Origin of the sequence: Haliscomenobacter sp., from assembly GCF_965225875.1 — a bacterium.
GTDB lineage: Bacteria > Bacteroidota > Bacteroidia > Chitinophagales > Saprospiraceae > Haliscomenobacter.
This window is the reverse complement of the sequence record NZ_CBDDBS010000002.1, coordinates 482328-507467: the sequence shown is the minus strand read 5'-3', so window position 1 is coordinate 507467 and position 25140 is coordinate 482328. Positions and strand designations below refer to the sequence as shown.

Here is a 25140-nt window from a genome sequence, read left to right as displayed (position 1 = left end):
TCGCTCCGCGATTAGGTAAATGCCCGATTTTGACTTTTCAAAAATTCGGGATGACGAATTTTTTGCGTCATACAATGAAGCCAAATATGTCCAGACTTTTACTGTTGTTGTGCTTTTTACCGCTGGTTGTTTTTTCCCAAACACCCGCCAAAAGAATGTTGGAGCATGCCGACATCGCCAAGTGGAAAAGCATTGAATCCTCCAAAATATCTGGAGATGGCCGTTGGGTAGGCTATGTCGTTAAACCACTCGAAGGAGATGGTGAACTGCGCTTGTACGACGGGCAAAGCGACAAAACGCTGAGTGTGCCCCGGGCCGAAAACCTCAACTTCAGCCAGGACAGCCGTTACCTCGCCTTCATCATTAAACCCTTTCGTGACAGCACCATGAACATGCGGCGGCGCAAGGTCAAAAGAGATGACCTGCCCAAAGATACCCTTGGGGTTTACGACCTGCGCACCATGAAACTGAGCAAATATGCCGGGGTCAAATCCTATCAGATGCCCGAAAAATGGTCGGGTTGGTTGGTTTACTTGCGCGAACCTGCAAAAGCCTTACCGAAAGATACTTCCAAATTTGTCTGGAAAAAAGAAAATGAAGAGAATGGCAGCCGCCTGGTTTTACTCGAATTGGGCGCCAATCAAGAACGGCTGATCGGCTATGTCAAGTCGTACCAACTAGCACGCGACAAAGCGCGGATTGCCTGGTACACCACTGGTGGCGATCCCGAGCAAAAGCCCGGCGTATACGTATTTGATGGTGAAACCCGTCAAACCAAACACGTTTTGGCCCAGAAAGGCAACGTCAAACAACTCACGTTTGACCGCCCTGGCACCCAATTGGCCTTCGTGGCGGACGTGGATACCACCAAGGCTAGGGTTCGTCCTTTTGGCTTGTACCATTGGCAAAGTACGGCAGATAAAGCTCGTTTGGTGCTAGGCCAGGGCGCTAGTTTTTTACCAAAAAATTGGTTGCCCAGCGACAATGGAAACCTCTCTTTTGCCAAGGATGGCTCCAAGCTCTACTTTGGCATTGCCCCGCCGCCCATTTTGGCAGACACAACGCTGTTGGAGGAAGAGATTGTCAACGTAGAAGTATGGTCTACCACGGATGAGCGGATTTACCCCATGCAAAAAGTACAATTGGAGCAGGATCGCCGTCGCTCTTATACCTGTGTTCTGCACGTTGCGGACGGTAAATTGGTGCAATTGGGGAACCTGGATATTCCCGAAGTTCGCCTGAGCAACGAAGGCAATGGCAATCAGGTCCTGGGCATTTCCAACAAGCCCTACCGCATCCAGATGACCTGGGACACCGAACCCGTCAATGACGTTTACCTGATCGATGTACAAAGTGGTAAAAATGAAAAAATTGCCACCGCTGCACACGGCAACCCCAACCTGTCGCCCATGGGTAAATACATCTATTGGTACAGCTTGACCGATAGCGCCTGGATGGCCTGGAACATTGCCAAAAAAAGCCTGGTCAAATTGAGCAACAACGAGAAGGTGAAATTTTACGACGAACTGGCCGATAGTCCGGAAAACCCTAACTCCTATGGTTTTGCAGGTTGGACCAGTGAAGACGACTATTTCATGGCCTACGACCGCTACGACATCTGGATGCTCGACCCCACCGGCCAGCTCAAGCCTACCAACCTGACCAATATGCGGGCGGAAAAAACGGAAATGCGCTACATCCGCACTGACCCTGAAGAACGTTCGATCGAGGAGGTAAAACCCTTGTTGCTGCATTTTACCAATGACCTGAGTAAAGAGGAAGGCTACATGTGGTACGACATCCATAGCGGCAAAAAACGCCCATTGCAAAAAGGGGCCTACAATTTCTCCTCGCAGGTACAAAAGGCCAAAAACGCCGATCGTTGGATCTTCACCCGGGAAAATTTCCAAACTTTCCCGGACATCGTTTATTCCGCTGATCTGCAAAACATCAAAACCATCAGTCAGGCCAACCCCCAACAAGCTGAATTCTTCTGGGGCACCTCCGAGTTGACGGAATGGACTGCACTCGACGGCCAAAAATTACGAGGTATTCTGATCAAACCTGCTGGTTTTGATCCCAAGAAAAAATACCCGATGATCACCTACTTCTACGAACGAATGACCGACCAATTGCACCACCACTGGACGCCGGGCTACAACCGCAGCATGCTCAATTTTGCACAGTTGGCCAGTCGTGGCTTTTTGGTCTTTATCCCGGATATCCCTTACCGCATCGGTTACCCCGGGGAAAGTGCCCAAAACGCGATCATTTCCGGAGTAACTGCATTGCTCGATAAAGGCTTTGTGGACAAAGACAACCTGGGTGTGCAAGGCCACAGTTGGGGTGGTTACCAAATTGCCTACCTGGTCACCAAAACGAATATCTTCAAGTGTGCAGAATCGGGCGCACCCGTGGTAAACATGGTGTCGGCCTATGGCGGAATTCGTTGGGAAAGTGGCATGAGCCGCATGTTCCAGTACGAGCATACCCAAAGCCGGATTGGTGGGACCCTTTGGGAAAAACCACTGCGTTACCTGGAAAATTCCCCCATCTTTTTCATCGATAAGGTGAGTACTCCACTGCTGATCATGGCCAATGATAAGGACGGAGCAGTTCCCTGGTATCAGGGCATCGAATTTTACATGGGCCTGCGCCGCCTGGGCAAACCCGCCTGGTTGCTGAACTACAACGAAGAAGGCCACGGTCTGGTCAAACTACAAAACCGCAAGGACTTCCAATTGCGGATGTTGCAGTTTTTTGAGCACTATTTGAAAGGTGCGCCGAAGCCGGTGTGGATGGAAAAGGGGGTTGCGGCGATTGAGAAAGGCGTGAAATAATTGATGAATGATAAATGATGAGTGATGAATTGGTTGTTGAGTAAAATTCATCACTTATCACTCATCATTTATCATTATTCAAGCACTTTCAACACCAACTTCCCATTTTTCTCCCCCGTAAACAACCTCAAGAAAGTCTCGTAAAAGTTCTCAATCCCCTCGTAGACGTCCTCGCGGGTTTTGAGCTTGCCTTCCTGAATCCATTGGGCCATTTCGCGGGCGGCGGTGCCGTAGTTTTTGGCGTAATCGAAGACCACCATTCCTTCCATACGTGCCCGATTGACGAGCAGGGATAGGTAATTGCTGGGACCAGCTACGGGTGTGGTGTTGTTGTATTGTGAAATCGCACCACAAATCACTACCCGGGCTTTGAAGCGCAGGCGAGTAAGCGCGATGTTGAGGATTTCACCGCCGACATTGTCAAAATAAACGTCCACACCATCGGGGCATTCCCGTTTTAAACCGGCTTTTACATCTTCGTTTTTGTAGTCGATAGCCCCGTCGAAGCCCAGTTCGTCCAAAATGTAGCGGATGTTGTGGGAGCCACCAGCAATGCCTACCACTTTGCAGCCTTTGATTTTGGCAATTTGCCCCACCACACTACCTACTGCACCCGCAGCTCCGGAAACCAGCACAACGTCACCAGCTTTGGCCTGTCCCACGTCCAGCAGACCGTGATAAGCCGTTTGTCCGGGCATACCCAGGGTGCCGATGTAAGTGGGCAAAGAAGCCAGCGTGGGGTCTACTTTGAACCAGCCCTTCCCTTCTGTTACCACATATTGCTGCACCCCACCATTGCCGGATACATAATCCCCTACGGCCAGATTGGGATGTTGATTGACGGCAATCACCTGGCCGACTGAGCCTGCACGCATCACCTCGCCGATGCCTACGGGCGGAATGTAAGACTTGCTATCGTTTAGCCAACCCCGCATAGCAGGGTCGAGAGAGATGTAATACTGCTGGATCAAGGCCTGGCCTTCGGCCAATTCAGGCACAGGCTGTGCCTCTAATTTCCAGGTATCAGCTTCGGGTAATCCAACTGGTCGTTTAACCAGGATGAGTTGTTTGTTTGTCATCATGCCTTTGGTTTTGCAGCAATAGGCTGCTAAGCGGAAAAAACGATTTCCACTTCGAAAGTTAGATAAATTTAAATGAATGTAGAGATTGATCTGATTGTTCTGTTGGTAACCAAGGTATGATTTAGTGACTACGTCCAGGCCATTACGTCCTAAAGTATATTTTTTCAAAAGAGCTTTATTGTCTATCTACTGATTCCCTTCAACTATTTCCTGTACTTTTTAATCTTCAATACATGAGAAAAACTACACTTGTTGGTCTTTTACTGGTACTACCGTTTATGGTGATGGCCCAACAAACCCAAAATGCTCCCTCCCTGGCTAAAGAAACCTGGAACGCTGGTTTGTTTTTGGGGTATTCCAATGTTTTGGGTGATTTGGTTGTGCCCAAATTTACGTTCAACAACCCAAACTTTGCCTACGGCTTTTTTATAAGTCAAGATTGGACCAATCGGCTTGCCTGGAGAGCAAATTTTTACTCCGGGCGCTTGAATGCATCTGATTCAGATTACGATGAAAACCGAGTGCGGAATACCGATTTCTCTACAGCACTGATTGAGCTGGGATTTAATGGAGAATATAGCCTGATTAAAAAAATACCTGCCCCTGCTTATGGTGCACCCTTTAAACTTCGACTGGTTCCATACCTGACGAGTGGTTTGGGACTTGGGTTCATCAACCCCTCGGTTTCTTATGGTGGAGTGCTGAAAACTGAAGAAGCACAGGACAGAGCCGCGAAAAAACCAAAAACAAACCTGGTGATCCCCATGGGAATTGGAGTGAAAGCTGATTTGAGCAGGAATATTTACCTGGGGCTTGAATTTGGTTACCGCCTTACTTTTACGGACTACATTGATGGGGTAAAAGTGTCCGGTGATCCGAAAGATAAGGATGCATACAATATTGGTGGCATTTCCCTGGGGTTCCATTTGAGTGAAAAAGATACTGACCGTGATGGGGTAGTGGATACGGAAGACAAATGTCCTACCATTGCAGGAAAGGCTACATTGCAAGGTTGCCCCGATGCAGATGAAGATGGAGTGGCGGACAAAAATGATAAATGCCCCGATGTCGCCGGACTGAAACACCTTGAAGGTTGTCCTGATAAAGACGGTGATGGCATTGCTGATGCGGAAGATACCTGCCCGGATGTGGCTGGTTCAGTTCGTTTTTCTGGCTGCCCTGATACCGACGGCGATGGGATTCCTGACAAGGAAGACAAATGCCCAACTGTGGCAGGAATAAGTGCTCAACAAGGCTGCCCAGACAATGACGGCGATGGTGTAATCAATGATCAAGACCAGTGCCCTGATCAGGCTGGTCCTGCAAGTATGAATGGCTGCCCCGACCAAGATAAAGACGGTATAGCCGACAAGGACGATGAATGCCCTACTATTGCTGGCTGGAAACAATTCAATGGTTGCCCGGATTCCGACAACGATGGGGTTGAAGACCGTAAAGACAAATGCCCAAACACCTTTGGTTTGCAGTCAAACAATGGGTGTCCAGAAATTAAATCAGAGGATAAAGCAATCTTGGCCTTTGCGATGAGCAACGTCAATTTTGAAACCAATAGTGCTAAATTACTACCTTCTTCATTGGAGGTTTTGGACAAAGTTGCGGAAGTGATGCAGCGTTACCCAGAATTTAAACTGATGATCGAAGGCCATACGGATGATGTGGGCGATGCGGCTGCAAACCAACGTTTGTCTGAAAACCGTGTACAAACATGTGCACTGTATCTTCAAAGCAAAGGCATCAACGCAGCAAATCTGCGTACTCAAGGATTTGGAGAAAGTAAACCCATTGCCGATAACCGTACTCCTGCTGGGCGGAAACAAAACCGTAGAGTTGAGTTTCGGGTGGAGCAACAGTGAACGACTGGAAGTTTCAGGATAAGAAGTTAGGTGTATTAAAGCTTTGGAAGCTTTGATACCATTGAGATTTAGGCCTAACTTCTAAGGTGGCCCCTAAGGTGAACTAAGGTGTCTGAGGTGGTGAGAGGGCGTCCTGCACCGCAGGACTTTTTTCTTTTCCACCACCTCAGACACCTTAGTTCACCTTAGGGGCCACCTTAGTGTTTATGCACATTTATCGAGTCCCCCATTCCCACAAACCAAAAGAAACTTTTTTATCCAGCGGGTGCCCAGATTGTTTCAGGGTCAGGGCGATTTGCCCCCGGTGGTGGGCCTCATGGGCAATTAAATAACCAAGGAAACCAGTTGGATGGGGTTTGAAACCCTTGATTCGCCCTTCAACTACACCGATTTCAAACAACTGGGCGATGGCTTCCCCACTTTTTTGCAGTTGCTCGACCAGGAGCAATTTGCTGATGTTTTCCTTTTCAATTTTTTCAGCCAGCGCCAATAAATCGGGTTGAGCTGATTTGAGCCACATCAGGCGGACGTTGTGCAGGTGTGCAAACTGCTCGCCCACATTACGGCCTTTGGAGGCAGAAACATCCACGAAGGAGGTTTCTGCAATGGCGTCGAGCAAGTACAGGTTGATGCGGTTGTTGATGTGCCAGGTTTCGGTGAGTGGGTGCATCTTTTTTTAAACAAGTATACTAAATCTCCCTCCAGAGATTGCCGTTTTTGGTTGATAATTTTTGAAGTTTACCTTGCAAAAAAGTTTTTTCTAACTCCAGCTCGGCAGCTTGAAAATCACGCCCGGTCAATAGCGTAAACTCCTTGGTAGTCAGGCTTGGATAGTGCTGAAAAACTTCATTTGGATCAATGTTTTTTTTGCTGGCTTGAGGGTGTAATTTGAGCAAAGTTTGTTCAAATAAATCATAAGGCCGAAACCCGTAAACCGTCAAACGATTCAGCTCCGCATCCGTAAAAAAGAAGGTGGGAAAACTTCTAACTCCCATCTGGCGGGCAAAAGTTAAATCGGCCTGAAAAAGATCCTGCGCCCGACCTTCGTAATCACTTTTGAACTGGGCCACATCCAGTCCGGTTTCCAGGGCTGCTTGAGCCAAGTGCTCCCAGCGGGTGATGTTCTTTTTTTCCAAAAATACCTTTTCCCGAATGTTGCGCAGAAAGTTTATCGCCAGGGCCTCGCTTTGCAACTGGGCTGCCTTAAAAGCCACCGAAGGTGGGTAAGAAGAGGGGAGGGGGTCTTCCAACCAAACATCGCCATCGATGGGCATTTCGTAATGGGCACTCACTTCATCCCAATGCGGCGCTACGTCACTAGCCTTGCTGATGCCGCCGCTGTTGTAGATCTCCCAGGAAGGCAATAAGCCGCCCATAAAATACTCAATGTCAAAATAATCGCCGTATTCCAGATTGAGTTTACGCAGCTGGGGCTCCACTCCCCAACAAGCGGAGCAAATGGGGTCGGTAAAATAGGTGATGCGGATAGGTTTTACTTCTTTTTCAGGAATTTCACACACCCCTGTTTCCGGGTCGCAAAGCATGGCATTTGTTTTTTTAGTTTCAATATTCATGGTAGTATAACTTTTTGCAAAGGTCGCTTGTTAACCTTTGCAGCACAAGAAGTCAAAAAAATATGACTACCCACAATCAAGAAAATAGTGAAGAAGCTTGCCCAGCTGAAGGGCTTCTCAAACTTTTGGCGGGGAAGTGGAAAGCCCAGATTTTTCGCCTTGCCTTGGAACATCCTTTGCGCTTCAATGCCTTGCTGCGGCAATTGCCAGACGCGAATAAACAGTCCATTGCCTTGGCTCTAAAGGAATTGGAAGAAGCGGGATTGTTGGTTAAAACAACAATCAAGCAAAAACCATTGCACATCGAATATGTACTATCGGAAAAAGGGCTGGCTTTGGTCCCCGTATTCAGAAACCTGGAACAATTGGCCAATATTTAAATTTTCTCAATCAAAATATCCAGTTTGATTCCTGCCGGGCTAAGTTTGGCTTTGGTTTCGGTCATAGCCTCGAGGGCTTCTTGCCGACTCGGGTACAAATCCTCCAAAAACAGGATGTAGTATTTGCCGTTTGGAAAAAAACAGGGCCCCCAGATGCCATTGACGGGTACGCCCAGTCTGCGGAAGCGCCCAATCGCCCGTTTGAGCAAATCGCTGTCGTAAAACACGCCCATACGCACCATGAAGCGTTGATCTCCGACGCTGCGCAAACGGCTGCAGGGATAGTGAATAAAGCCCTTAGACGTATACACTACAATTTTTTCGCGGAGATTTCTGGCTTCTTCGGGCGTCAAACTCGATTCTGGACGATAGATATAAGGCAGACTATTTTTTACAAAAGGTTTAATATCAGTAGAGTCGAGTATAATGTCCTGAATCAAATTTTCATTGCCGTACAGGCGCTGCATGTAGGTGGTCATTTGTTGCTCATACGTGGCTTCATTGACGTAGCGAATGGGTTTCTTTTTGAATTCCCGCGCCAATATCAAGGTCATGGCTCCAATACAAGCCAAAATAACCCCGATTTGTTTGTACACTGGCCGTTCAAAACGCAGCAGGTTTTGGAGATTTTGACGCAAGGGTAAGTTGTTGAGCCAGTCTACAAATTGGGTCCACCAATCGCGGGTGCTGATGTTTTTCTCCACGAATTGGGTGAAATCATTTTTGGTAAAAAACTGCACCACCCGGCGTTTGAGTTGAAAATCCGGATCGTCAATGGAAGGTGCCATGTGGAGTTTCACCTTGAGGTCTTCCCCTACTTCAACCATCCCGAAACCATTGTGAATACACTGCCGCCGCAATTCTTTGAAGTAGGGATCTTCATAACCTGAAAACACATCGTGGGCATAGGCCACCCACTGATCATCGGCAAAATACTGGTTGAATTGGGCAATGGCGTAAATGTAGCGGTAACGAGGCAAGGAGCGCAACAGATAATACCAGGTGAGTCCAAATAAAAAAATGATAACCTGTAGTAAAATTACACCCCACAAAAAGTAATGGGGCAACAAGGCCAACCACTTTTGGACATGGGCTAAAATAAACAACAAGGCTACTGTCAAATAAGCCATAGCTGCTGCATCCCACCCAATCAACTGCTTAAGAATGGTAAAACGCAGTTCATCACGTCTATGATAGTCCGTAGCTTCAAAAGTGATGATAAAATTGCGGCCATCTTCTTCTTTGAAGGCCAGGAACCCGTCGGCTACAATCCCGCCAACTCCACGTAAATCCGAACTGACTTCAATATCACTAGCCCGCGGGCGACTCTTGTAATACCCCCGCAGAAATTTCAGTACCTCCTTCTTGATTTCATCCTCAGTTACCTGATTCATAGTGATGGTTTAGGAGTTGAGGAGTTGAGAAGTTTAGGCTTCCGCAGCGTCTTTGACAAAGACCTTGTCCAAGTCGCTGCGTAAGCCTAAACTTCTCAACTCCTCAACTTCTCAACATTAAACGTAGCCCCTCATTGCATACACCAACATTCCCACCCATTCTTTGAACAACCCTTCCCAATCGCCCAGTACGGCTGGGTCAAACTGAACCCAGGCCCAGCCCCCCAGATCGGTGCTTTTATAATCGGTACAGTAATAGTCAAACTCCAGTCCAGCCTTGCGAAAACAAGCACGCGCTCGCCGCATGTGCCAGGCCGAGGTGATCAGCAGACAGGTGGCCTGAGGGTATTTGGCCTTGATGATTTTCGTGGAGAATTGGGCGTTTTCCCAGGTATTGCGGGCTTGCGGTTCTACAATCACCACTTTGCGGTCAATCCCCATGTCTTCTACAAAGTCAACCACCTCCTGCGATTCTAACTTGCCTTTGGTAATGATGTTTGAAGAACCTCCGGTGAGCAAAATGTTCCTGATTTTGCCTTGCTGATACAACTCTAAAGTTTGCGTCAGGCGATTCACACTGGAGTTGAAATGATGCCGCCCATCCTGAGGGTAACCATTGGAATTGCTGTAACCGCCCAACAAAATACCTATATCGTAAGATTGAGTCAGTTTTTGGGGTGGCAATTCCCACATGCCGCAAACAGCCTCATACAAACCCCTATTGCTGAACAATATCAACACGACCAACAAGATCAAGGCATAACGTCGACGCCGGGCCGCTCGTTTACTGATGAATGCGAGAAACGCCAGAATCATAACCCAAAACATTGGGCGAATCAAAAACAATAAGGCTTTGGATAGGAAAAAAAACATAACACCTATTTTGGTACGGGCAACCCTGCGTGGTTGCCCCAACGATCAAAATGAAAAATAGCTCTGAAAAATGATGCTCAAAACTTCAGGTCGTGTCAATTTCAGTAGGCTGTACACAAAAACAATTCCGTATAAACCGCCCCAAAAATGCGCATTGTGGCCAATGTTGTCATTGCCGTAACGATCCATGTAAGCGGAGTAAGCCAGGTAAAGTACGCCATAAATGCCTGCTGGGATGATCCAAAATACCTTATCCCAGGGATTCATAAAGATGTAACCAAAAACCACTGCGGATACTCCTCCTGATGCCCCGACAGCCCGATAACTCGGATTGTCCCGATGCCGGAAATAATCAGGCAAGGCCGACAAAACGATCCCGCTGAAATAGAACAAGATGTATAGCGTGATGCCAACTTGTGGGCCAAAATAAGCTTTGAAATAATACTCAATGCCTACTCCAAACATCCACAGGGTGATCAGGTTGAACAACAAGTGATTGCCATCTGCATGCACCATTCCGTGGGTGAGGAAGCGGAAATAATCGTTTTGCCGCTTCATTTCGTAGGGAATAAACATGAGTTTGTTGTACATGTCGGGCCGACTAAAGGCTTGCCAGGAGATCAGGCCGGTCAGCACCAACAATGCCAAGGTAAAGTTCAATTGCTCCATTGCAGTTAACTGTTGTGATATGGTTCATTGCGCAAGATAGTCATCGCACGGTACAGTTGCTCTAAAAAAAACAAACGAATCATCTGGTGGGAAAATGTCATCGCCGACAGGGAAAGTTTATAATTCGCGCGTTGATACACCGCTTCGGAAAAACCAAAAGCACCTCCTACCTGAAAAACGAGGCGTTTGTAAGGGGCTTGAAACCACTGATCCATATTGGCTGCAAATTGCTCGGAGGTGTAGACCTTGCCCCGCTCATCCAGCAATATGAGGCAGTCGTCATTTTTCAGGCGTTGCAGAATTTGTTCTCCTTCCTTGATTTTGAGTTGTTCTGGCTCGAGTTTGCCACCGTTTTTGATGTCGGGGATCAGCACGGTTTCGTAAGACAAATAGTGCTTCAGGCGGCGTTCGTAAATGCTGCAGCCCTCTTCGAGGTATTTGTCGGCGGTTTTGCCAATGTAGGAGAAGGTGGTTTTCATTACATCTTGTTAAAACATAAATTCTTTACTCTGCTTGCGCCGTAGGCGCACAATTTCTTAGGTGAACCCCTTAGATGAACTTAGGTGCCTTAGGTGGTGAACAAGGGCCCTGCTTCGCAGGGCATTTTTTTGTTTTCACCACCTAAGGCACCTAAGTTCATCTAAGGGGTTCACCTAAGAAGTTTTTGCGTTCAGCCTAAGGGCATCTGTGCAGCTAAGCTAAGCGATTTTTGCAAAAGAGGCCTTGTTCAAGAACCTACAGCACCTTCCCAAGCACCAATTCCCCCACTTTTTCTCCTTGCTTCTGTCCATTTGTAATCGCATCAATAAAGTGAATCCCACCATATAGCCTCGAAATCCCCGCCTCAGCCGCCGCCTGTTTAAAAGAAGTAAAAGACCGTTTTTTTAAGCCAAAACGCTCTTCGACTGTATCTGTGTAAGCAAAGTTATCGCCAAAAAAATGGGTCAAAATGGTGGCTGCCGCCGAAGAAATGGTGGAGTGCCCGCTGAGGTATTCCGGGAACGGTGGTGTTTGCAGGAAGGGCTTCCACTTTGGGTCGATGTACTTGCGGATGGCCGTTTCCGGGCGGATGCGGTTGCTGCGGTATTTTTCATCCCAGCAGCAGTAAAAGCCGTCCATCAGGCCAATGGCCAGGGCGGTGTACACCTGGATGGTTTTGGCCACACTCGCCTTACTTTGTTGGCAGGCAATCCCGGCAATGCCCATCCAATGTGCGCCAGGAGAGATTTTTTTCATACCCACCATCAAGTGGCCGTTGTCTTGTAGGGCAAAGGGGTTGCAATCCCAAAAAGCGGCAATTTCCTGTTTCTCTTTGGTCAAATCCTGGGCATATACCTCTTGCATTTGAGCATAAAAGCCGGATTTTTTATCCGCTGAAAAAGGCTCTGGCGGTGCGGGTTTGAATTGCGCCGCTGAATCGAGGGTGAAGGGGCGAATGGTATTGAAATAGGGTTCTACCGGAGCAAAATAACCCGGCGGAGTGGGATACCAGGAACCTTCAGTCCCCAGTGGCGTATAGCGCGGATAATTGCTGATGCGGTTGTAGCGGTCGGCCTTAGCGTAGGCCAGGATTTGGGCGCTGATGGCCTGGGCATAAGCCAGGGCATTATCCAATTGAACAGGGTCAACGCCGGATATTTTTAATGAATCCAGCCATTTTTTTCCCAAAGTATCCAGTCTTGGGCCGGAGGGTTGGAGTTTTTTGGCGGTTTCGTACATGGCTAGGGCGGCGGCCAGTTGGTAGTCGTACTCACCAGTGGTACCGGGTTTTTCAATTTTGGGGAAATCGTTCAACCTGCCGTGCATGGAAGGGAATTCCGAGTCGTGCAGGGCGATCACTTCATAAGCGGCCAGACAGGTGTACGAAAAGAATCGGGCAGCGAGGGGTGGATTGCTCACGTCGTGGATCATCACGTCGGTCATTTGGGTGATGACTTTGGAGATGTCACTGGAGCTGATTTCGGGGCTGACTGCTGCCTTTTTCTGACAGCTGATCAAAAAAAACAGCAATAAACAACCATACAAGGATGGTCTTATATGTCGCTTAAAATCAATCATGATTAAAATTTAGTCGGTTAACTTAGTTCGAAGATGTTGCAAAGGTTAACTTTTCGAAAGTCTGAAACTTTCGAAAAGGGGCATAGAGTTGAGTGTAACCTTTAATCTAAATGCGCCTTTTCAAAAGGTTCAGCCTTTTGAAAAGTTCTTTAGCGCAATACTTTGAATAAAAACATAGTGCTAAAGAAATTAAAATTAACCTTTAAAATCAATCCCAGGTAAATGCTTTCACTGGCTGTTGGTGCACCCCAACAATCAACTTGTCCTGCACCACCAGCACACTCCTTACATCCCCAACCAGCCGCAAACCTGCCTGTTTTTGTGGAACTGCACTGAATGCCCCTTTTCCATCTCCCCGCAAGATCAGGCCATAATTCGCATCGTATTTGCCAAATTTCAAACGGGCTTTGCTGATGTTTCCCCCCAGGAACAAATCCTTTTTCCCATCCTGATCATAATCGAGGCTGCTGATGGCAAAAATGGGTGATGCCTGAACCTCCAGGGGCAGCGCTTTTTCCTGAAACTTCCCTTTGGCATCAGCTACAAACAAGGCGGTTTTGAGAAAATTGGCTTCCAAGCGGGTAGCGCCCTTCAGTTCATCAGCGGTAAACACTTCCTTCAGCGTCGCATCCGCATAACTTTTGTAATCCGGGAATCGACCCCGCATGATGCTCATTTGGTCCAACAGTTCATCACGGGTAACGTATGGATAACTGGTGCCCTGTTTGAAAAAACAAAGGATGGGATCCACCGCGCCATTGTCGTCAAAATCTTTGAAGTACAATTCTGCGGGTTCCTTATCGCTAGCTTTGAGCTGGGAGTTTTGGCCCAGGTTTCCAACCAGCAGATCCATTTTTCCATCTCCGGTTAGGTCTTCGAGTAGGAGTTTATTCCAACAGCCTGCGTATTTTTTGTCAAAATAATCCCCACTCACTTCGGCCCATTTTCCATTTTTTTGCCCCAAAACCGTAATCGGCATAAACTCACCTACAATGATCAGTTCCGGCTTTTTATCCCCGTTCAAATCATGCCATGCTGCATCGCTAACCAGGCCGATGTTCGACAGGGTAGGCGCGAGGCTGGAAGTTTGGTCTTTGAACAGCCCCTTACCATCGTTGATCAAGAGGTAGCTGCGCGGGATTTCTGGGTAACGACCTGGAACTACCCGGCCACCAACAAACAAGTCCATTTTCCTATCGCCGTTCACATCTGCTGCGCGAACACAACTTTTGCTGACCAGCATCTTCGGCAGGGCCTTGGCACTTTTGCTGAAATTGCCTTTGCCATCGTTCAGGTACAGGCGGTCTTGCAAGGCTGCATCCTCGGGCATAAAATTGGCATAACCTCCGCTGCACACGTACAAGTCTGCTGACCCATCGCCATTGGCGTCAAAGAACAGGGCATCGGCATCATCGCTGGCTTTGTCGGCTTCAAAAGCGGCCTGGTTTTTCCGCGTGAACGAGCCATTTTTATTTTGCAAAAACAAGGCCCCGGCCTGGCCACTGCCACCTCCAACGTATACATCTTCCAGGCCATCCCCGTTTGCATCGCCCTTGGTCATACAAGGCCCAACCTGGGAGAGCGGGTTACTGAGTAGGGGTTGGCGTTTAAAATCATTGAGGTTGTTACTAGCTGCGGTATAGGCAATCGGGCTGGCTACTTCTTTAAAAATAGCCGGAGTGATTGGTGCTGTTTTTGAAGCTTGAGCCCCCGCATTTTTTTCACTCAAAGTCAATTGTTGGTCGGCCTTTACCTGACGCAAAACCTCAGTTTTGCCACTCAACCAGGTTATTTTGAGGCTGTCAATTGAGCTGCTTTCGCCCAATCCAAAATGCAAAACCGGCGTAACGCTGGATTGATACCCACGGGTTGGCATTTGTTCTAGGTACTGCATTTTATTGCCCTGGAAAATGGTCACTTTGGCACCCAGGCCTAGCTTGTTTTGCCCATCACCTTCCAGTTTAACTTTTAGGTAATGGTGTTTAAATCGTTTGTCTGCTTCGTTTTGATAGATGGCCGCTGCCAGATTGATGTTGTTCACCACCAGGTCCAAATCGCCGTCATTGTCCAAGTCGGAGTAAGCGGCGCCGTTGCTATTGGAAGGTTGGGCGATGCCCCAGGCCTGGCTTTGGTTTTCAAAACTCAGGCCATCCTTGTTTTTGAAGACGTAATTGCTGAGGTTGGAAGCCGGGATTTGCTGCACCAGTTCCAAGACGTTTTGGCGCTGGATATTACCCTGGTTGTTTTGGACGTAATCGCCCATGTATTTCAGGAAGTCGAGGTTGGTGTAGTCGCGCAGGTAACCATTGGTGATGTAGAGGTCTTTCCAACCATCGTTGTCGTAATCGGCAAAAAGCGCAGCCCAACTCCAGTCGGTACTGGAAATACCCGCCAATTGCCCCATTTCGGTAAAGGTCAAAGTGCCATTGACCAGGCCCTGGTTGATCTGGAGCATGTTGCGCATGTACTGGTGACCAAAGCCTACCCGGAGGTTGAAGTCAAATTTTTCGTAGTTGTCCGGGGCCATTAGGAGTTTCTGACGGCGATTGTCTTCGGGCAACATGTCAAGGGTGAAAATATCCACCAGGCCGTCGTTGTTAACGTCAGCGGCGTCGCTGCCCATCGAGAAATGGGAAAAATGCCCGATGCTGGTATTGATTTGATTGACAAAACCTCCCCGCTGATTGTTGATGTACAAAAAGTCGGGAATGGTGTAGTCGTTGGAAATGTACATGTCGATCCAACCGTCGCCGTTGTAGTCGGCCATAGCGGCCCCCAGGCCGTAGGAAAGAGCTGAGCTGAGTAAGCCAGCTTGTTGGGTAATGTCTTTAAACAAGGGTTGCCCATCGGGGCCTTTATCCTGGCGAAACAGGCGCATGCCATTTTCTGGGTCGTCTACTTTGAGGATTTCGGCGGTGGTAGCCTCATCCAAAACTGGGAGCGAGCGCGGGTTGTGGTTCAGCAAAAACATGTCCAGATCCCCGTCCTTATCGTAGTCAAAAAAACTGGCCTGGGTGCTGGTACCAGGGCTGTTGAGGCCGTATTCAGCGGCTTTTTCAGTGAAAACGGGTTTGCCATTGGGGTCTACCCCTTGATTGATGAACAGTTGATTTGCGCGAGCTTCGGGGCTCACGCTACCCGAATAACAAACATAAATATCCAACAATCCATCGCCATTCACATCGGCCATGGTGGTACCCGTTTTCCAGGGCCCTTCCCGGCCCGTTACACCTGCGCCAATGGTGATGTCTTCAAAAACCATGTTGCCCTTGTTCAAATAAAGGCGATTGGATTGCATGTTGCTGGTGAAATACAAGTCGTCGAGACCATCGTTGTTGACATCGCCTACTGCTACGCCGCCACCGTTGTAGAAGTATTCATACATGAGGACGTTGGTATTGAGGCCTTCAGTGATGGCATTTTGGAAATCTACGCCCGTTTTAGCAGGGTCAAGCAAGGTAAACAGGGCATCAGCGGGAGCGTTCCCGGGGGTAGTACTTTTTTTGCATTGGCATAAAAACAAAAGAAGGCAAAGGAAAGCACTTACTTTCAGATAGGTATGGATGGCGCTCATTGTTGGCATTGTTTCAAAAGGTATGTGGTAGGCACAAATTTAGCACAAAGGCCCTAAAAGCAAAGCAAAGGGGCACAAAAGACCATTCGTTCTTTTGCGCCCCTTGCATTTATTTCAGTAGACTAACTCAGGATTAGTACCCTGGGTTTTGAACCAGTTTATTGTTCCGGTTCATCTCATCGCGATGGATCGGCAAGTAGTACTGTTTATCCAACCAGGCGCGGTTTTCCTTACCTGGGTCAATTTCAAAGACCTTGTAAGTATAATCGTAATTGGTCGGATCGTACTTGTACAATGTCACGTTTTTGCCCGCTTTCAAGGTACCGGTGATGTTGATACCATTGGCTTTGCGGCCCAGGGTGGTGGGCGCAATCATCCATCGGCGCGTATCGTGATAACGCTGCTCTTCCAGGTACATTTCGATGCGTTTTTCGTTGCGCATGCGTTGCTTGAGGGCATCACCGGATTCGGTCAGGGCAGGCATACCTGCGCGGAAACGAATCTTGTTGAGCCAGGTACGCGCAGTAGCGTCGTCACCCAATTCGATCAAAGCCTCAGCGTAGTTGAAGATGGCTTCAGTGTAACGCAAAGTTGGCCATGGAATTTGTTGCCAGGTGTTTTGGTCAACAATGGATGGGTTTGGATCGATGAACTTCCGTGCGTAATAGCCAGTGTAGCTGCCATTCCAGTCTTCCACGGTACTCTTACGGGTATCCAAACCGAAGTGTGGCACTTTGCTGGCACCATTCATCACTTCGTAAGTACCCGTTTGAATTTGGTTGGCTGGATCTTTTGATGCAACATCGGAAGTACGTGGCTTCCAGTTTGAACCATCATAAAGAATTGAAGCGTAGAAACGTGGATCACGATTGGTATAGGGGGCTGCAGCGTGGGTTGGATTTGTCCAATCAAATTTGCTGCCATCCATCATTTCGTAATCATCGACCATTAGCTGGATCGGCGTGTTACCCGCCCAGTTGTGGTAACCGTTAGGACCGTTGAACAGACCCTGACGACCACCGTTTTCTTGCTTGGCGTTGATGAAATAACGACCCAGAATGATTTCTTTTTCACCGCCATTGCGGGACAAAGAAGCATTCATGTAGTTGTTTACCGCGTCTGCTTGTGCAGCTGGAGCCGACAAACCAAGTTGGTAACCAAAGCCTGGCAAATCCAGTACTGCTTTGGCTGCATCACGCGCTTTTTCCCAACGTGCTTTGCGGTCTCCACTCACATAGCCAACCAATTCTGGCTTGGCGTAGCTTGCGATTACACTTGACTTCGCTTTGGCGGTTGGAATGTCGTGCAGGTCACTGGCAGCGTACAACAATACGCGAGACTTCAACGCCAGGGCAGCAGCTTTGGTGGCCCGGCCAGCCACCAGCGTTTTTCCGTCCAACAATGCAGCGGCTTCATCACAATCCTTCACGATGAAGTTCACACACTCTTCGTAGGTATTTCTCGCCGACAAAAAGTCGGTGTCACTCAATTCATAAGGCTTATCCACGATTGGAACGCCCCCGAAATAACGCAGCAATTGCTGGTAGTAGTAGGCACGCATAAACTTGGCTTCTCCCTTCAAACGATCTACCAGGGTAGGGTTGTTGAATTGTGGAGCTTCCAGGTTTTTCAATGCCAGGTTGGCAGCGCGAATCCGCAGGTACATGTTGCCCCAGCTTAAGGTGCCATTGATCCATCCTGGATCGGCTGGGTTGGAGCGTCCTTCCGTGATGGTGGTAATACCCCGTCCAGGGTGCGTGAAGATGGTCTCGTCGGTCAGCGAAGCGTTCATTTGCTCGTCGAAACCGCCATTGCCAAGTCCGGCGTAGATTTCAGAAACAAAAGCTTCAGCCAGCGAACCATCCGTCCAAACCGCCGTTTGAGCCAACTGGTCCAGGGGTTGTGTATTGACGAAGTCGTCATTACAACTGTTGATGAACAAAACTGCAATTAATCCTATGATGATGTTTCTCATCGTTTTATTGATTTTTAGGGTGTTAGAAAGTAACAGTTACACCACCGTTGATTACCCGCTGTTGTGGGTAGAACTGGCCAGTAGCACTGCTAGATTCTGGGTCAAACGCATCGAAATCAGAAATGGTAAAGAGGTTCAAACCATTGACATAAACCCGGAAGCTGGTCATCTTTGCCTTTTTGACGATGTTGTCAGGTAAGGAGTAGCCAATTTCTACGTTTTTCAAACGGATGTAGTCAGTACTTCTGAACCAATAATCGTTACCACCGGAGTAGTATTGGTCGCTACGGTTGGCAATCCGTGGGTGTACACTGCTTGGGTTTTCAACCGTCCAGCGATCAGTATACATGCTCAACAGGTAGTTACCGATGTTACCCATTTCACCTGGGCTTACATATTGCTTGGCACCTGCGGAACCCTGGAAGAGGATGTTCAGGTCAAATCCTTGATAGCTGGCAATCACATTCAAACCACCCTGGAAAGTAGGGGTGTTGTTGAAGTCGGTGCGTACACGGTCGTCAGGAGTAATTTTTCCGTCGCCGTTGAAGTCTTTGTACTTCATGTCGCCAGGACGTAGCGTATTGACGATGGCTTTGTAGTCCAATTTTTCTGCATCGATTTCTGCCTGAGTAGCGAATACCCCATCGTACTGGTAAACTTGCTCGGTAAACATTGGGCGACCAGTGGTGCGCTGCCATTCTGGAGCACCAGGTGCTTCATCCCAGAAAAGGATTTTGTTTTTGGCATAACCCCCGTTTACACTTACATTCAACTTCAGTTTGCCAATGTTGGTACGGTAGCCAATCAAGGCGTCGAAACCTTTGTTCTCCACTTCGCCAATGTTTTGAGCTGGCAAAGTCAAACCAGTGGACTGAGGCACGGATGCGTTTTTGGTCCACAAGATGTTGGTCCGCTTGTTGTTGAAGTAGTCAAATTCAAAAGTAATCTTGTCGTTCAAAATCGATCCTTCCAAACCAATGTTGGCATTGGTAGCAACTTCCCAAGTGATCAGCTCATTGGGGATACGCGCTTCAAACAAGGTTTTGGTTTCCACGTTGCCCAAGATGTAGCTTCTGAAGCCATAAGTAGACAGGTACTGATAAGTCGCGATTTGGTCGTTACCCATCTGGCCCCAGGAGCCTCTCAGTTTCAGGTAGTTGATGGCAGGAATAGCATCCATGAATTTTTCTTCAGAAAGCACCCAACCACCCATCACGCCAGGGAAGAAGCCATAGCGGGTTTCTTCAGGGAAGATGTCCGAACCATCATAACGCCACAGGAATTCCAGCAGGTATTTTTCCTTGAAGTTGTAAGCCACCCGGCCAAAGTAGTTCAAACGAGCGCGAGTAAACGCACCACCGCCATTGTTTTTTTCGAGGTCACCACCCGCAAACAATTGATCAAGCGCTGGTGAAATGAAGAAACGACGGAAAGCTTGGAAGTTGGTACCATCGATGGTTTCCCGGTTGGAGCCGGCCAGAACGGTCAGGTTATGGTCACCAAAGGTTTTTTCATAGGTCAAAACTCCACCCAACAAAACGTTCAATTGAGTACTGTTGAACAGGTCGAGGCGAGGCTCTGCTGGACCACGTTTTGCGGCAACCAGTTTGGGCGTAACCCCATCGGCTTCAAAGCCGGTGCCACGCTCGTACAAAGTCCAGGGCGTTTGCCAAAGTTTGCGGTTGGTGTTGAGTTTGTCAATCGCCGCAGTACCCGAGAATTTCAAACCTTTGATGCCAGGGATTTTGATGTCAATCTGGCCATTGGTTTGGAAATAATCGCGCTTGTCCTGGTCATAACCCGTTTGGTTGGTGGTGATCACCACTGGGTTTTCACCGTTTTCGATGTCTGGACCAGGGCGTCCGTCAGGCCAGTAAGCTGGCTGTTGTGGCTTGCCACGGATCAACATCCGGAAGATGGCGCCTGCACCCCGGGTAGGGAAGAAGCGGTATTCCTGACGACCCAACATACCCAAATTGACGTTGATAAACTCGTTGATCTTGGCATCCAGGTTGATGCGCAGGTCGTACTGCTTGTAACCTGTAGCTGAGTTGATGTACACCCCATCCTGATTCTGGTAACCCAAAGACGCAAGGTATTTGAGGTTTTCAGTACCCCCGGTCATTTGCAGGTTGTGGCGCTGTTGTGGCGACCAATTTTTGATGGTTTCGGCATACCAATCGGTATTGGGGTGTCCCCATGGGTCCGAACCATCGCGGTACTTCTGAAAATCCTCAGGTTGGAATGGTGCTTTGCGCACCTGGCCATTTGGACGAGTGTAAGTGCCAGTGGTTTTGTAAGCAGTTGTTGCTGCGGCCCACTCGCTGGCAGGCAATCCGTAAATGTCCAGGTCATTCAACATTTCAGTATACTGAGCCGCATCAGCTACAGCTGGCAGTTGCGTTGGCTGGGTATACCCCTGGTTGAAAGAATAAGACAATTCTGGCTTGCTGATTTTACCTCTTTTGGTCGTGATCAGGATAACTCCGTTGGCTGCACGAGAACCATAAATGGCTGCCGATGCGTCCTTCAATACCGAAATTTTTTCGATATCGTTGGGGTTCAAACGATCCAAGCCCCCTGCACGAGCAGGGATACCGTCGATTACGATCAAGGCATCGTTGTTGTTCAGGGTGTTGGAGCCCCGAATCCGGATACCGGAACCATCGTAACCAGGCTCACCACTGCGGTTTACAGCGACTACCCCGGCCATGCGGCCAGCAATAGAGTTGGAAACGTTGACAGCAGGAGATTTAACCAAGTCGGAACCTTTTACGCTGGAGACTGCCCCAGTAACGGTTTCCTTTTTTTGTACACCATAACCTACAACTACTACTTCGTCGAGCAGCAGGTTGTCAGTAGACATGGTAACGTCAAGATTTGTGCGACCAGCAAGGGCTATTTCTTGCGTGGCGTAGCCGGTGTAGGAAAAAACTAGTGTAGCGTTTGCATCTGGTGCATTTAAACTAAAACTGCCGTCAAGCTCCGAAACTGTACCCGTGGTCGTGTTTTTAACCAGGATACTTACGCCGATGAGCGGCCCACTATCCTTGTCAATCACCTTACCCGAGATTTTGGTTTGTGCAAAAGCACCCGGAGGGAGACACGCGCCTGCTATACATAGCAAGAGAACTAACAGACTGCGTAGATTGGTTTTTTTCATGTGTTCTGCCGTGTTTGATAGGTTATTAAAAAATCAGGGAAATACGCGATAAATGTAAAGAATACTTTTATAGATTTTGAAAATTTTTTAATAAAAAAAGAAAATTTCGTGAATTTAGTAAATTTAGGAATAAAATAGAGGATTTTACTTAAGTTAAATTGTGTTGCGAAAAAAAAAGACTGCCGAGAACAAAAAATCCCAGCAGTCTTTAGCCATTAAAAACGGAGATTAGCCCTTTATTTCATTTTTTCCAAAATCAAATCTATCGCCTTATCCAATTGAGGATCTTTTCCTTCGAGGCGATCTTTAAATGTATTCTTTACGTAAACATCTGGTTTAACACCCGTGATTTCAAGGTCTTTCCCATCCATAGAATAACAGCCCCAGGAGGGCAAGCGGTAAAAGGAACCATCCACGAGTCCCTTGCCACTGGTGAAAATGATCCAGCGGTAGGTTTCTGTACCTACTACCGTACCCAATTTAAGGCGTTTGAAGCCTTCTGTAGTCATTTCAGCATCGCTGAGGCTGGGCTCATTTACGAGGAGAACGATGGGTTTGGCACCAGGAGTGAAGTTGGGCTGGGGCGACAGTTGTCCCTCGCGGTACTTCCACTGGAGGTAGGGCTTTTGAGAAAGGAATTGCAAGACCTTGTCGTGGACATTGCCTCCGGTGTTGTAGCGCAAATCCAGGATCAGCGCATCACGCTGCCAGCCTTCACTCACCATTTGTTTGAGGAAATGATCCAGGGCACCGCCGCCCATGTCTTTCATGTGTACGTAAGCAATTTTTTTGCTGCTGCGCTCGTCTACTCGTTTTTGACAACCGGCTTCCCATTCGTCGTACAATAAGTCATTGATGATAAACGTGCTGACTGGGTGGATTTTGACGGTTCGTTCCTCCTGTCCACGCATAAAGGTCAGGCTGATTTCTTCATCCAGTGAAGGTTGAATCAGGTATTGTTCGCGGTTGTTGCGGGGCACTACAGCGGTACCATTCACCTTGATCAAACGATCACCCGGACGAATGTCTTTGTCGGTGCGGTCGGCTGGGCTACGCGCTACGACGCGCTCTACCTTATAAGGATCGTCATTGGAAAACAGGATTCCCGTTCCTGCGCTGCGCCCTTTGTAAAAAATCTCTTCCTCAGTACCATTAGAAGTGAAGGCAAGGTGAGAGGCATTCAGCTCACCCAGCATTTCATTCAACAACTGGCGCAAATCGCTGCGGGTATTGAGTTGGGGCAAAAAAGCGGCGTAACGATCCCGGATGGCCTTCCAGTTTTTACCGTGGAAAGTTTCATCGTAAAAGTTTTGCTCCAGGTTGGCCCAGGTCTCGTAAAACATTTGTGCAAACTCATCCGACAGTTTTTTGCGGAAGGTGTATTCCATATTGATGGTTTCAACCTTGTTGGCATCGATATTGAGCGTAGCAATGTTTCCTCCCGTCAACACGAAGTGCTGGTTTTTGGCGGAACTAATGCCAAAACCAAAGCCTGTAGCGCCCTGAATCATTTCCGTTTTGGGGCGCTCGAAGGGTTCGAGTACCAGTTTCCACAAATTGCCCCGGCCTTCATCGTGGTTGGAGGCGAAGAGGATGATGGTTTTTTCGCCACTTTGGATCACATAGGGTGCACCCTGGCTGCCAAAACTTGGGCCAATTTGTTCAATTCGCTCGTTGAGGAAAGCCTCGTCGATCTGGATGGGCGTTTTTTTAGCAGTGGAGTCTTTGGCGGCTGGTTTATCCGTTTTTTTCTCCTCCTCCTTGAACAGTTCCTTCACTTTGTCGGAGCGGTAAGGGGCATCATAAGCCCGCAGGGCCATGCTGTACAGATTGGGTTCCTGCAGGCCGAAAGGGTAGGAGGCTTGGGTCAAATTGGCCTGGAAATAAATGCTTTTTCCATCGGGCGCCCAACGGGGAGCGGCTTCGGTAACCCCGGTATTGGTCAGGTTCTGGATTTTTTTGGTGTTGAGGTTGTACACCAGAATGTCGCGTTCAAAATTGCGATATCCGGTGTAGAGGATGTGCTGGTCATCGGGGCCAAATTGAGGTTCATCGCTACCCAGGTCCCAGAATTCATCCTTGAGCAAGCTGCTGCTTGTCATGGTCGTCAAATCCAGTAGGCGCATTTCGTGGCGGCCTGCCAGGTATACCGCCTTGGTCTTATCGCTGTTGAAAGCCAGGTTGCGGTTGTTGTGTACATCCTGGGTGAGTTGTTTTTCTGGTACACTGCCATCGGCCGCCTGGGTAAACCAATTTTGGTAGCCCCCTGCGGTTTGGTTATACAGTAAGGTTTTGTTGTCCTTGAGCCAGTGAATTTCTAGTGCGCGACCATCGGAGCGGGTGGCCAATTGTTGAATGAATTTGCCCTTTACATCGGATACAAAGACTTGCCCCCGTGAAATAAAAGCCAGTTTTTTCCCATCATCCGATACATCAAAATTGGAGATGTTACCTTTGATGCTGAAATCCTGGAGTTTGTTCAGGGTGACGTTTTGAGGAATCCGAATGCCAACAGTTTCTGCTTTCTTTTTCTTTACATCATACACCTGAATTTGATAGTCCCGGCGGAAGGCCACCTTCTCGCCATTGGCACTCACCTGGGGATACCAGATCGAAGTGGAAAAATCGGTCAACTTGAGCTTCTTGTCCTTTTCAAAAGTGTATAGGTTGTACTCGCCATTGGCTTCATCGGAAATGAAATAAAAATTGCCTTGGCGATCAAAAGTTACCCCAAAATCCTTACCGGTCCAATTGGTGTATTGTTTGAACTCACCAGAACGGGGATTGTAGGATTGAATGTCGGGATTGTGGTCACCTTTGTACCCTTTGCGGGTCACAGCTGAGTAACTTTCCCATGACTCGTTGAAGAAAATTTCGCCTCCCCGAGGATGTTCGGCAACGTCGTTGACGGTATGGTGGTAATGGGGGAACAAACGCATCGGCGTACCGCCTTCTACGGAAACCTTGTAGCCACTGAAACGATTGTAGCGCGAAGAGGTGAAGTAAATAAAGCCACTGTCCCAGGACCAACCGTTGACTACGTCATTGGCATCGTGGTAGGTCAATTGGCGGATTTCGCCTCCATCCAGTGGCAGCAGGTACACATCGGTATTCCCGTATTGCTGGGCATTAAAGGCCAGCCATTTGCCATCAGGTGAGGGACGGGGGAAACGTTCGTCACCTTCCATGGCGGTGAGGCGGGTAGCGAGGCCGCCCGCGCTGGGCACTTTCCAGATGTCGCCAGCGTAGGTGAAATACAGGGTGCTGCCATCGGGCGAAAGGCTGGGATGGTCGCTGAAGTAGGCACCGGATTGGTTTTGGGCAAAGGCACCAAAGGCCAGCATTGAAATGAACAACATCGTAGGGGCAACCCTTGCGGTTGCCCAAAACATCATAGGAACAACCCGTGTGGTTGCCCTGACAATAAACAGCCAGGTAGATTTTTGCATGGTTAGTGAAAGGTTTGGGTGATTAAATGAGGACTAAATTAGTAGAAATTTTGAATTTATTCCAAGATGCTACTTGGCGCATAACGCGATATGAACTAGCCCTGAAAGGGCGACATCTGCTCAAGAATGGGTACAGCCCATTCTATTCCAAGATGCTGTGCCATCTGCCACAAGGTGGACTAGCCCTGAAGGGGCGACATACCTTCAAGAATGGGTACAGCCCATTCTAAGCGGG

At 48.3% G+C, this 25140-nt stretch carries 15 protein-coding genes; 3 read left to right on the top strand and 12 right to left on the bottom strand.

All coding sequences use genetic code 11. The features are described from left to right. Positions 1-86 precede the first annotated feature (86 nt). The gene (locus ACO08K_RS04960; protein ID WP_421795294.1) at positions 87-2840 is read left to right on the top strand and encodes a prolyl oligopeptidase family serine peptidase; all 2754 of its coding nucleotides are present in this window, start codon (positions 87-89) and stop codon (positions 2838-2840) included. A 74-nt stretch (positions 2841-2914) separates the two neighbouring features. Here ACO08K_RS04960 and ACO08K_RS04955 read toward each other — a convergent pair whose 3' ends face one another. Continuing rightward, positions 2915-3919: an NADP-dependent oxidoreductase gene (locus ACO08K_RS04955; protein WP_421798287.1), complete on the bottom strand. Its 1005-nt coding sequence runs from the start codon at positions 3917-3919 to the stop codon at positions 2915-2917. 236 nt (positions 3920-4155) lie between these two features. Between ACO08K_RS04955 and ACO08K_RS04950 the strand changes: the two genes are divergently transcribed. Next, a complete protein-coding gene (locus ACO08K_RS04950; RefSeq protein ID WP_421795293.1) occupies positions 4156-5796 on the top strand; it encodes a DUF6089 family protein in 1641 nt (546 codons plus the stop codon). Between the two features lie 214 nt (positions 5797-6010). On the opposite strand, the gene ACO08K_RS04945 is transcribed toward ACO08K_RS04950, so the two are convergent. Both ACO08K_RS04945 and ACO08K_RS04940 read right to left on the bottom strand, forming a co-directional pair. After that, complete coding sequence (locus tag ACO08K_RS04945; RefSeq protein WP_421795292.1) at positions 6011-6466, bottom strand: DinB family protein; 456 nt, start codon at positions 6464-6466, stop codon at positions 6011-6013. A gap of 19 nt (positions 6467-6485) precedes the next feature. Continuing rightward, positions 6486-7370 carry a ClpXP adapter SpxH family protein gene (locus ACO08K_RS04940; RefSeq protein ID WP_421795291.1) on the bottom strand — a complete coding sequence of 295 codons (885 nt, stop codon included), beginning with the start codon at positions 7368-7370 and terminating at the stop codon, positions 6486-6488. A gap of 62 nt (positions 7371-7432) precedes the next feature. Here ACO08K_RS04940 and ACO08K_RS04935 point away from each other — a divergent pair, with 62 nt between their 5' ends. Beyond that, a complete protein-coding gene (locus ACO08K_RS04935) occupies positions 7433-7750 on the top strand; it encodes a winged helix-turn-helix transcriptional regulator (protein ID WP_421795290.1) in 318 nt (105 codons plus the stop codon). Here ACO08K_RS04935 and ACO08K_RS04930 read toward each other — a convergent pair. The 9 genes from ACO08K_RS04930 to ACO08K_RS04890 all read right to left on the bottom strand — a co-directional run bounded on the left by ACO08K_RS04930 (position 7747) and on the right by ACO08K_RS04890 (position 24905). Continuing rightward, complete coding sequence (locus ACO08K_RS04930; RefSeq protein ID WP_421795289.1) at positions 7747-9144, bottom strand: hypothetical protein; 1398 nt, start codon at positions 9142-9144, stop codon at positions 7747-7749. The two genes, ACO08K_RS04935 and ACO08K_RS04930, sit on opposite strands and share 4 nt — an antisense overlap. 117 nt (positions 9145-9261) lie before the next feature. Further along, positions 9262-10017, bottom strand: a complete 756-nt coding sequence (locus tag ACO08K_RS04925) for a YdcF family protein (protein WP_421795288.1) — start codon at positions 10015-10017, stop codon at positions 9262-9264. A 45-nt stretch (positions 10018-10062) separates the two neighbouring features. Then, positions 10063-10686 (bottom strand): rhomboid family intramembrane serine protease, encoded by a 624-nt coding sequence (locus ACO08K_RS04920; RefSeq protein WP_421795287.1) that lies wholly within the window; start codon positions 10684-10686, stop codon positions 10063-10065. 5 nt (positions 10687-10691) lie between these two features. Further along, complete coding sequence (gene rlmH, locus ACO08K_RS04915; RefSeq protein WP_421795286.1) at positions 10692-11165, bottom strand: 23S rRNA (pseudouridine(1915)-N(3))-methyltransferase RlmH; 474 nt, start codon at positions 11163-11165, stop codon at positions 10692-10694. A gap of 256 nt (positions 11166-11421) precedes the next feature. Beyond that, entirely contained in the window at positions 11422-12744 is a 1323-nt protein-coding gene (locus tag ACO08K_RS04910; RefSeq protein WP_421795285.1) for a vanadium-dependent haloperoxidase, read from the bottom strand. A gap of 208 nt (positions 12745-12952) precedes the next feature. Further along, a complete protein-coding gene (locus tag ACO08K_RS04905) occupies positions 12953-16318 on the bottom strand; it encodes a VCBS repeat-containing protein (protein ID WP_421795284.1) in 3366 nt (1121 codons plus the stop codon). Positions 16319-16451: 133 nt separating this feature from the next. Beyond that, positions 16452-18293 carry a RagB/SusD family nutrient uptake outer membrane protein gene (locus ACO08K_RS04900; RefSeq protein ID WP_421795283.1) on the bottom strand — a complete coding sequence of 614 codons (1842 nt, stop codon included), beginning with the start codon at positions 18291-18293 and terminating at the stop codon, positions 16452-16454. Positions 18294-18315: 22 nt separating this feature from the next. Then, the gene (locus tag ACO08K_RS04895) at positions 18316-21456 is read right to left on the bottom strand and encodes a SusC/RagA family TonB-linked outer membrane protein (RefSeq protein ID WP_421795282.1); all 3141 of its coding nucleotides are present in this window, start codon (positions 21454-21456) and stop codon (positions 18316-18318) included. Positions 21457-21692: 236 nt separating this feature from the next. Next, positions 21693-24905: a S41 family peptidase gene (locus ACO08K_RS04890; protein WP_421795281.1), complete on the bottom strand. Its 3213-nt coding sequence runs from the start codon at positions 24903-24905 to the stop codon at positions 21693-21695. Positions 24906-25140: the final 235 nt, after the last annotated feature.

Bases quoted from the DNA above. Each gene is read 5' to 3' on its own strand.
- ACO08K_RS04945 (WP_421795292.1), bottom strand. From the start codon at position 6,466: ATGCACCCACTCACCGAAACCTGGCACATCAACAACCGCATCAACCTG.
- ACO08K_RS04900 (WP_421795283.1), bottom strand. From the start codon at position 18,293: ATGAGAAACATCATCATAGGATTAATTGCAGTTTTGTTCATCAACAGT.
- ACO08K_RS04890 (WP_421795281.1), bottom strand. From the start codon at position 24,905: ATGCAAAAATCTACCTGGCTGTTTATTGTCAGGGCAACCACACGGGTT.
- ACO08K_RS04940 (WP_421795291.1), bottom strand. From the start codon at position 7,370: ATGAATATTGAAACTAAAAAAACAAATGCCATGCTTTGCGACCCGGAA.
- ACO08K_RS04910 (WP_421795285.1), bottom strand. From the start codon at position 12,744: ATGATTGATTTTAAGCGACATATAAGACCATCCTTGTATGGTTGTTTA.
- ACO08K_RS04960 (WP_421795294.1), top strand. From the start codon at position 87: ATGTCCAGACTTTTACTGTTGTTGTGCTTTTTACCGCTGGTTGTTTTT.
- ACO08K_RS04935 (WP_421795290.1), top strand. From the start codon at position 7,433: ATGACTACCCACAATCAAGAAAATAGTGAAGAAGCTTGCCCAGCTGAA.
- ACO08K_RS04905 (WP_421795284.1), bottom strand. From the start codon at position 16,318: ATGAGCGCCATCCATACCTATCTGAAAGTAAGTGCTTTCCTTTGCCTT.
- ACO08K_RS04930 (WP_421795289.1), bottom strand. From the start codon at position 9,144: ATGAATCAGGTAACTGAGGATGAAATCAAGAAGGAGGTACTGAAATTT.
- ACO08K_RS04895 (WP_421795282.1), bottom strand. From the start codon at position 21,456: ATGAAAAAAACCAATCTACGCAGTCTGTTAGTTCTCTTGCTATGTATA.
- ACO08K_RS04920 (WP_421795287.1), bottom strand. From the start codon at position 10,686: ATGGAGCAATTGAACTTTACCTTGGCATTGTTGGTGCTGACCGGCCTG.
- ACO08K_RS04950 (WP_421795293.1), top strand. From the start codon at position 4,156: ATGAGAAAAACTACACTTGTTGGTCTTTTACTGGTACTACCGTTTATG.
- ACO08K_RS04925 (WP_421795288.1), bottom strand. From the start codon at position 10,017: ATGTTTTTTTTCCTATCCAAAGCCTTATTGTTTTTGATTCGCCCAATG.
- ACO08K_RS04955 (WP_421798287.1), bottom strand. From the start codon at position 3,919: ATGACAAACAAACAACTCATCCTGGTTAAACGACCAGTTGGATTACCC.
- rlmH (WP_421795286.1), bottom strand. From the start codon at position 11,165: ATGAAAACCACCTTCTCCTACATTGGCAAAACCGCCGACAAATACCTC.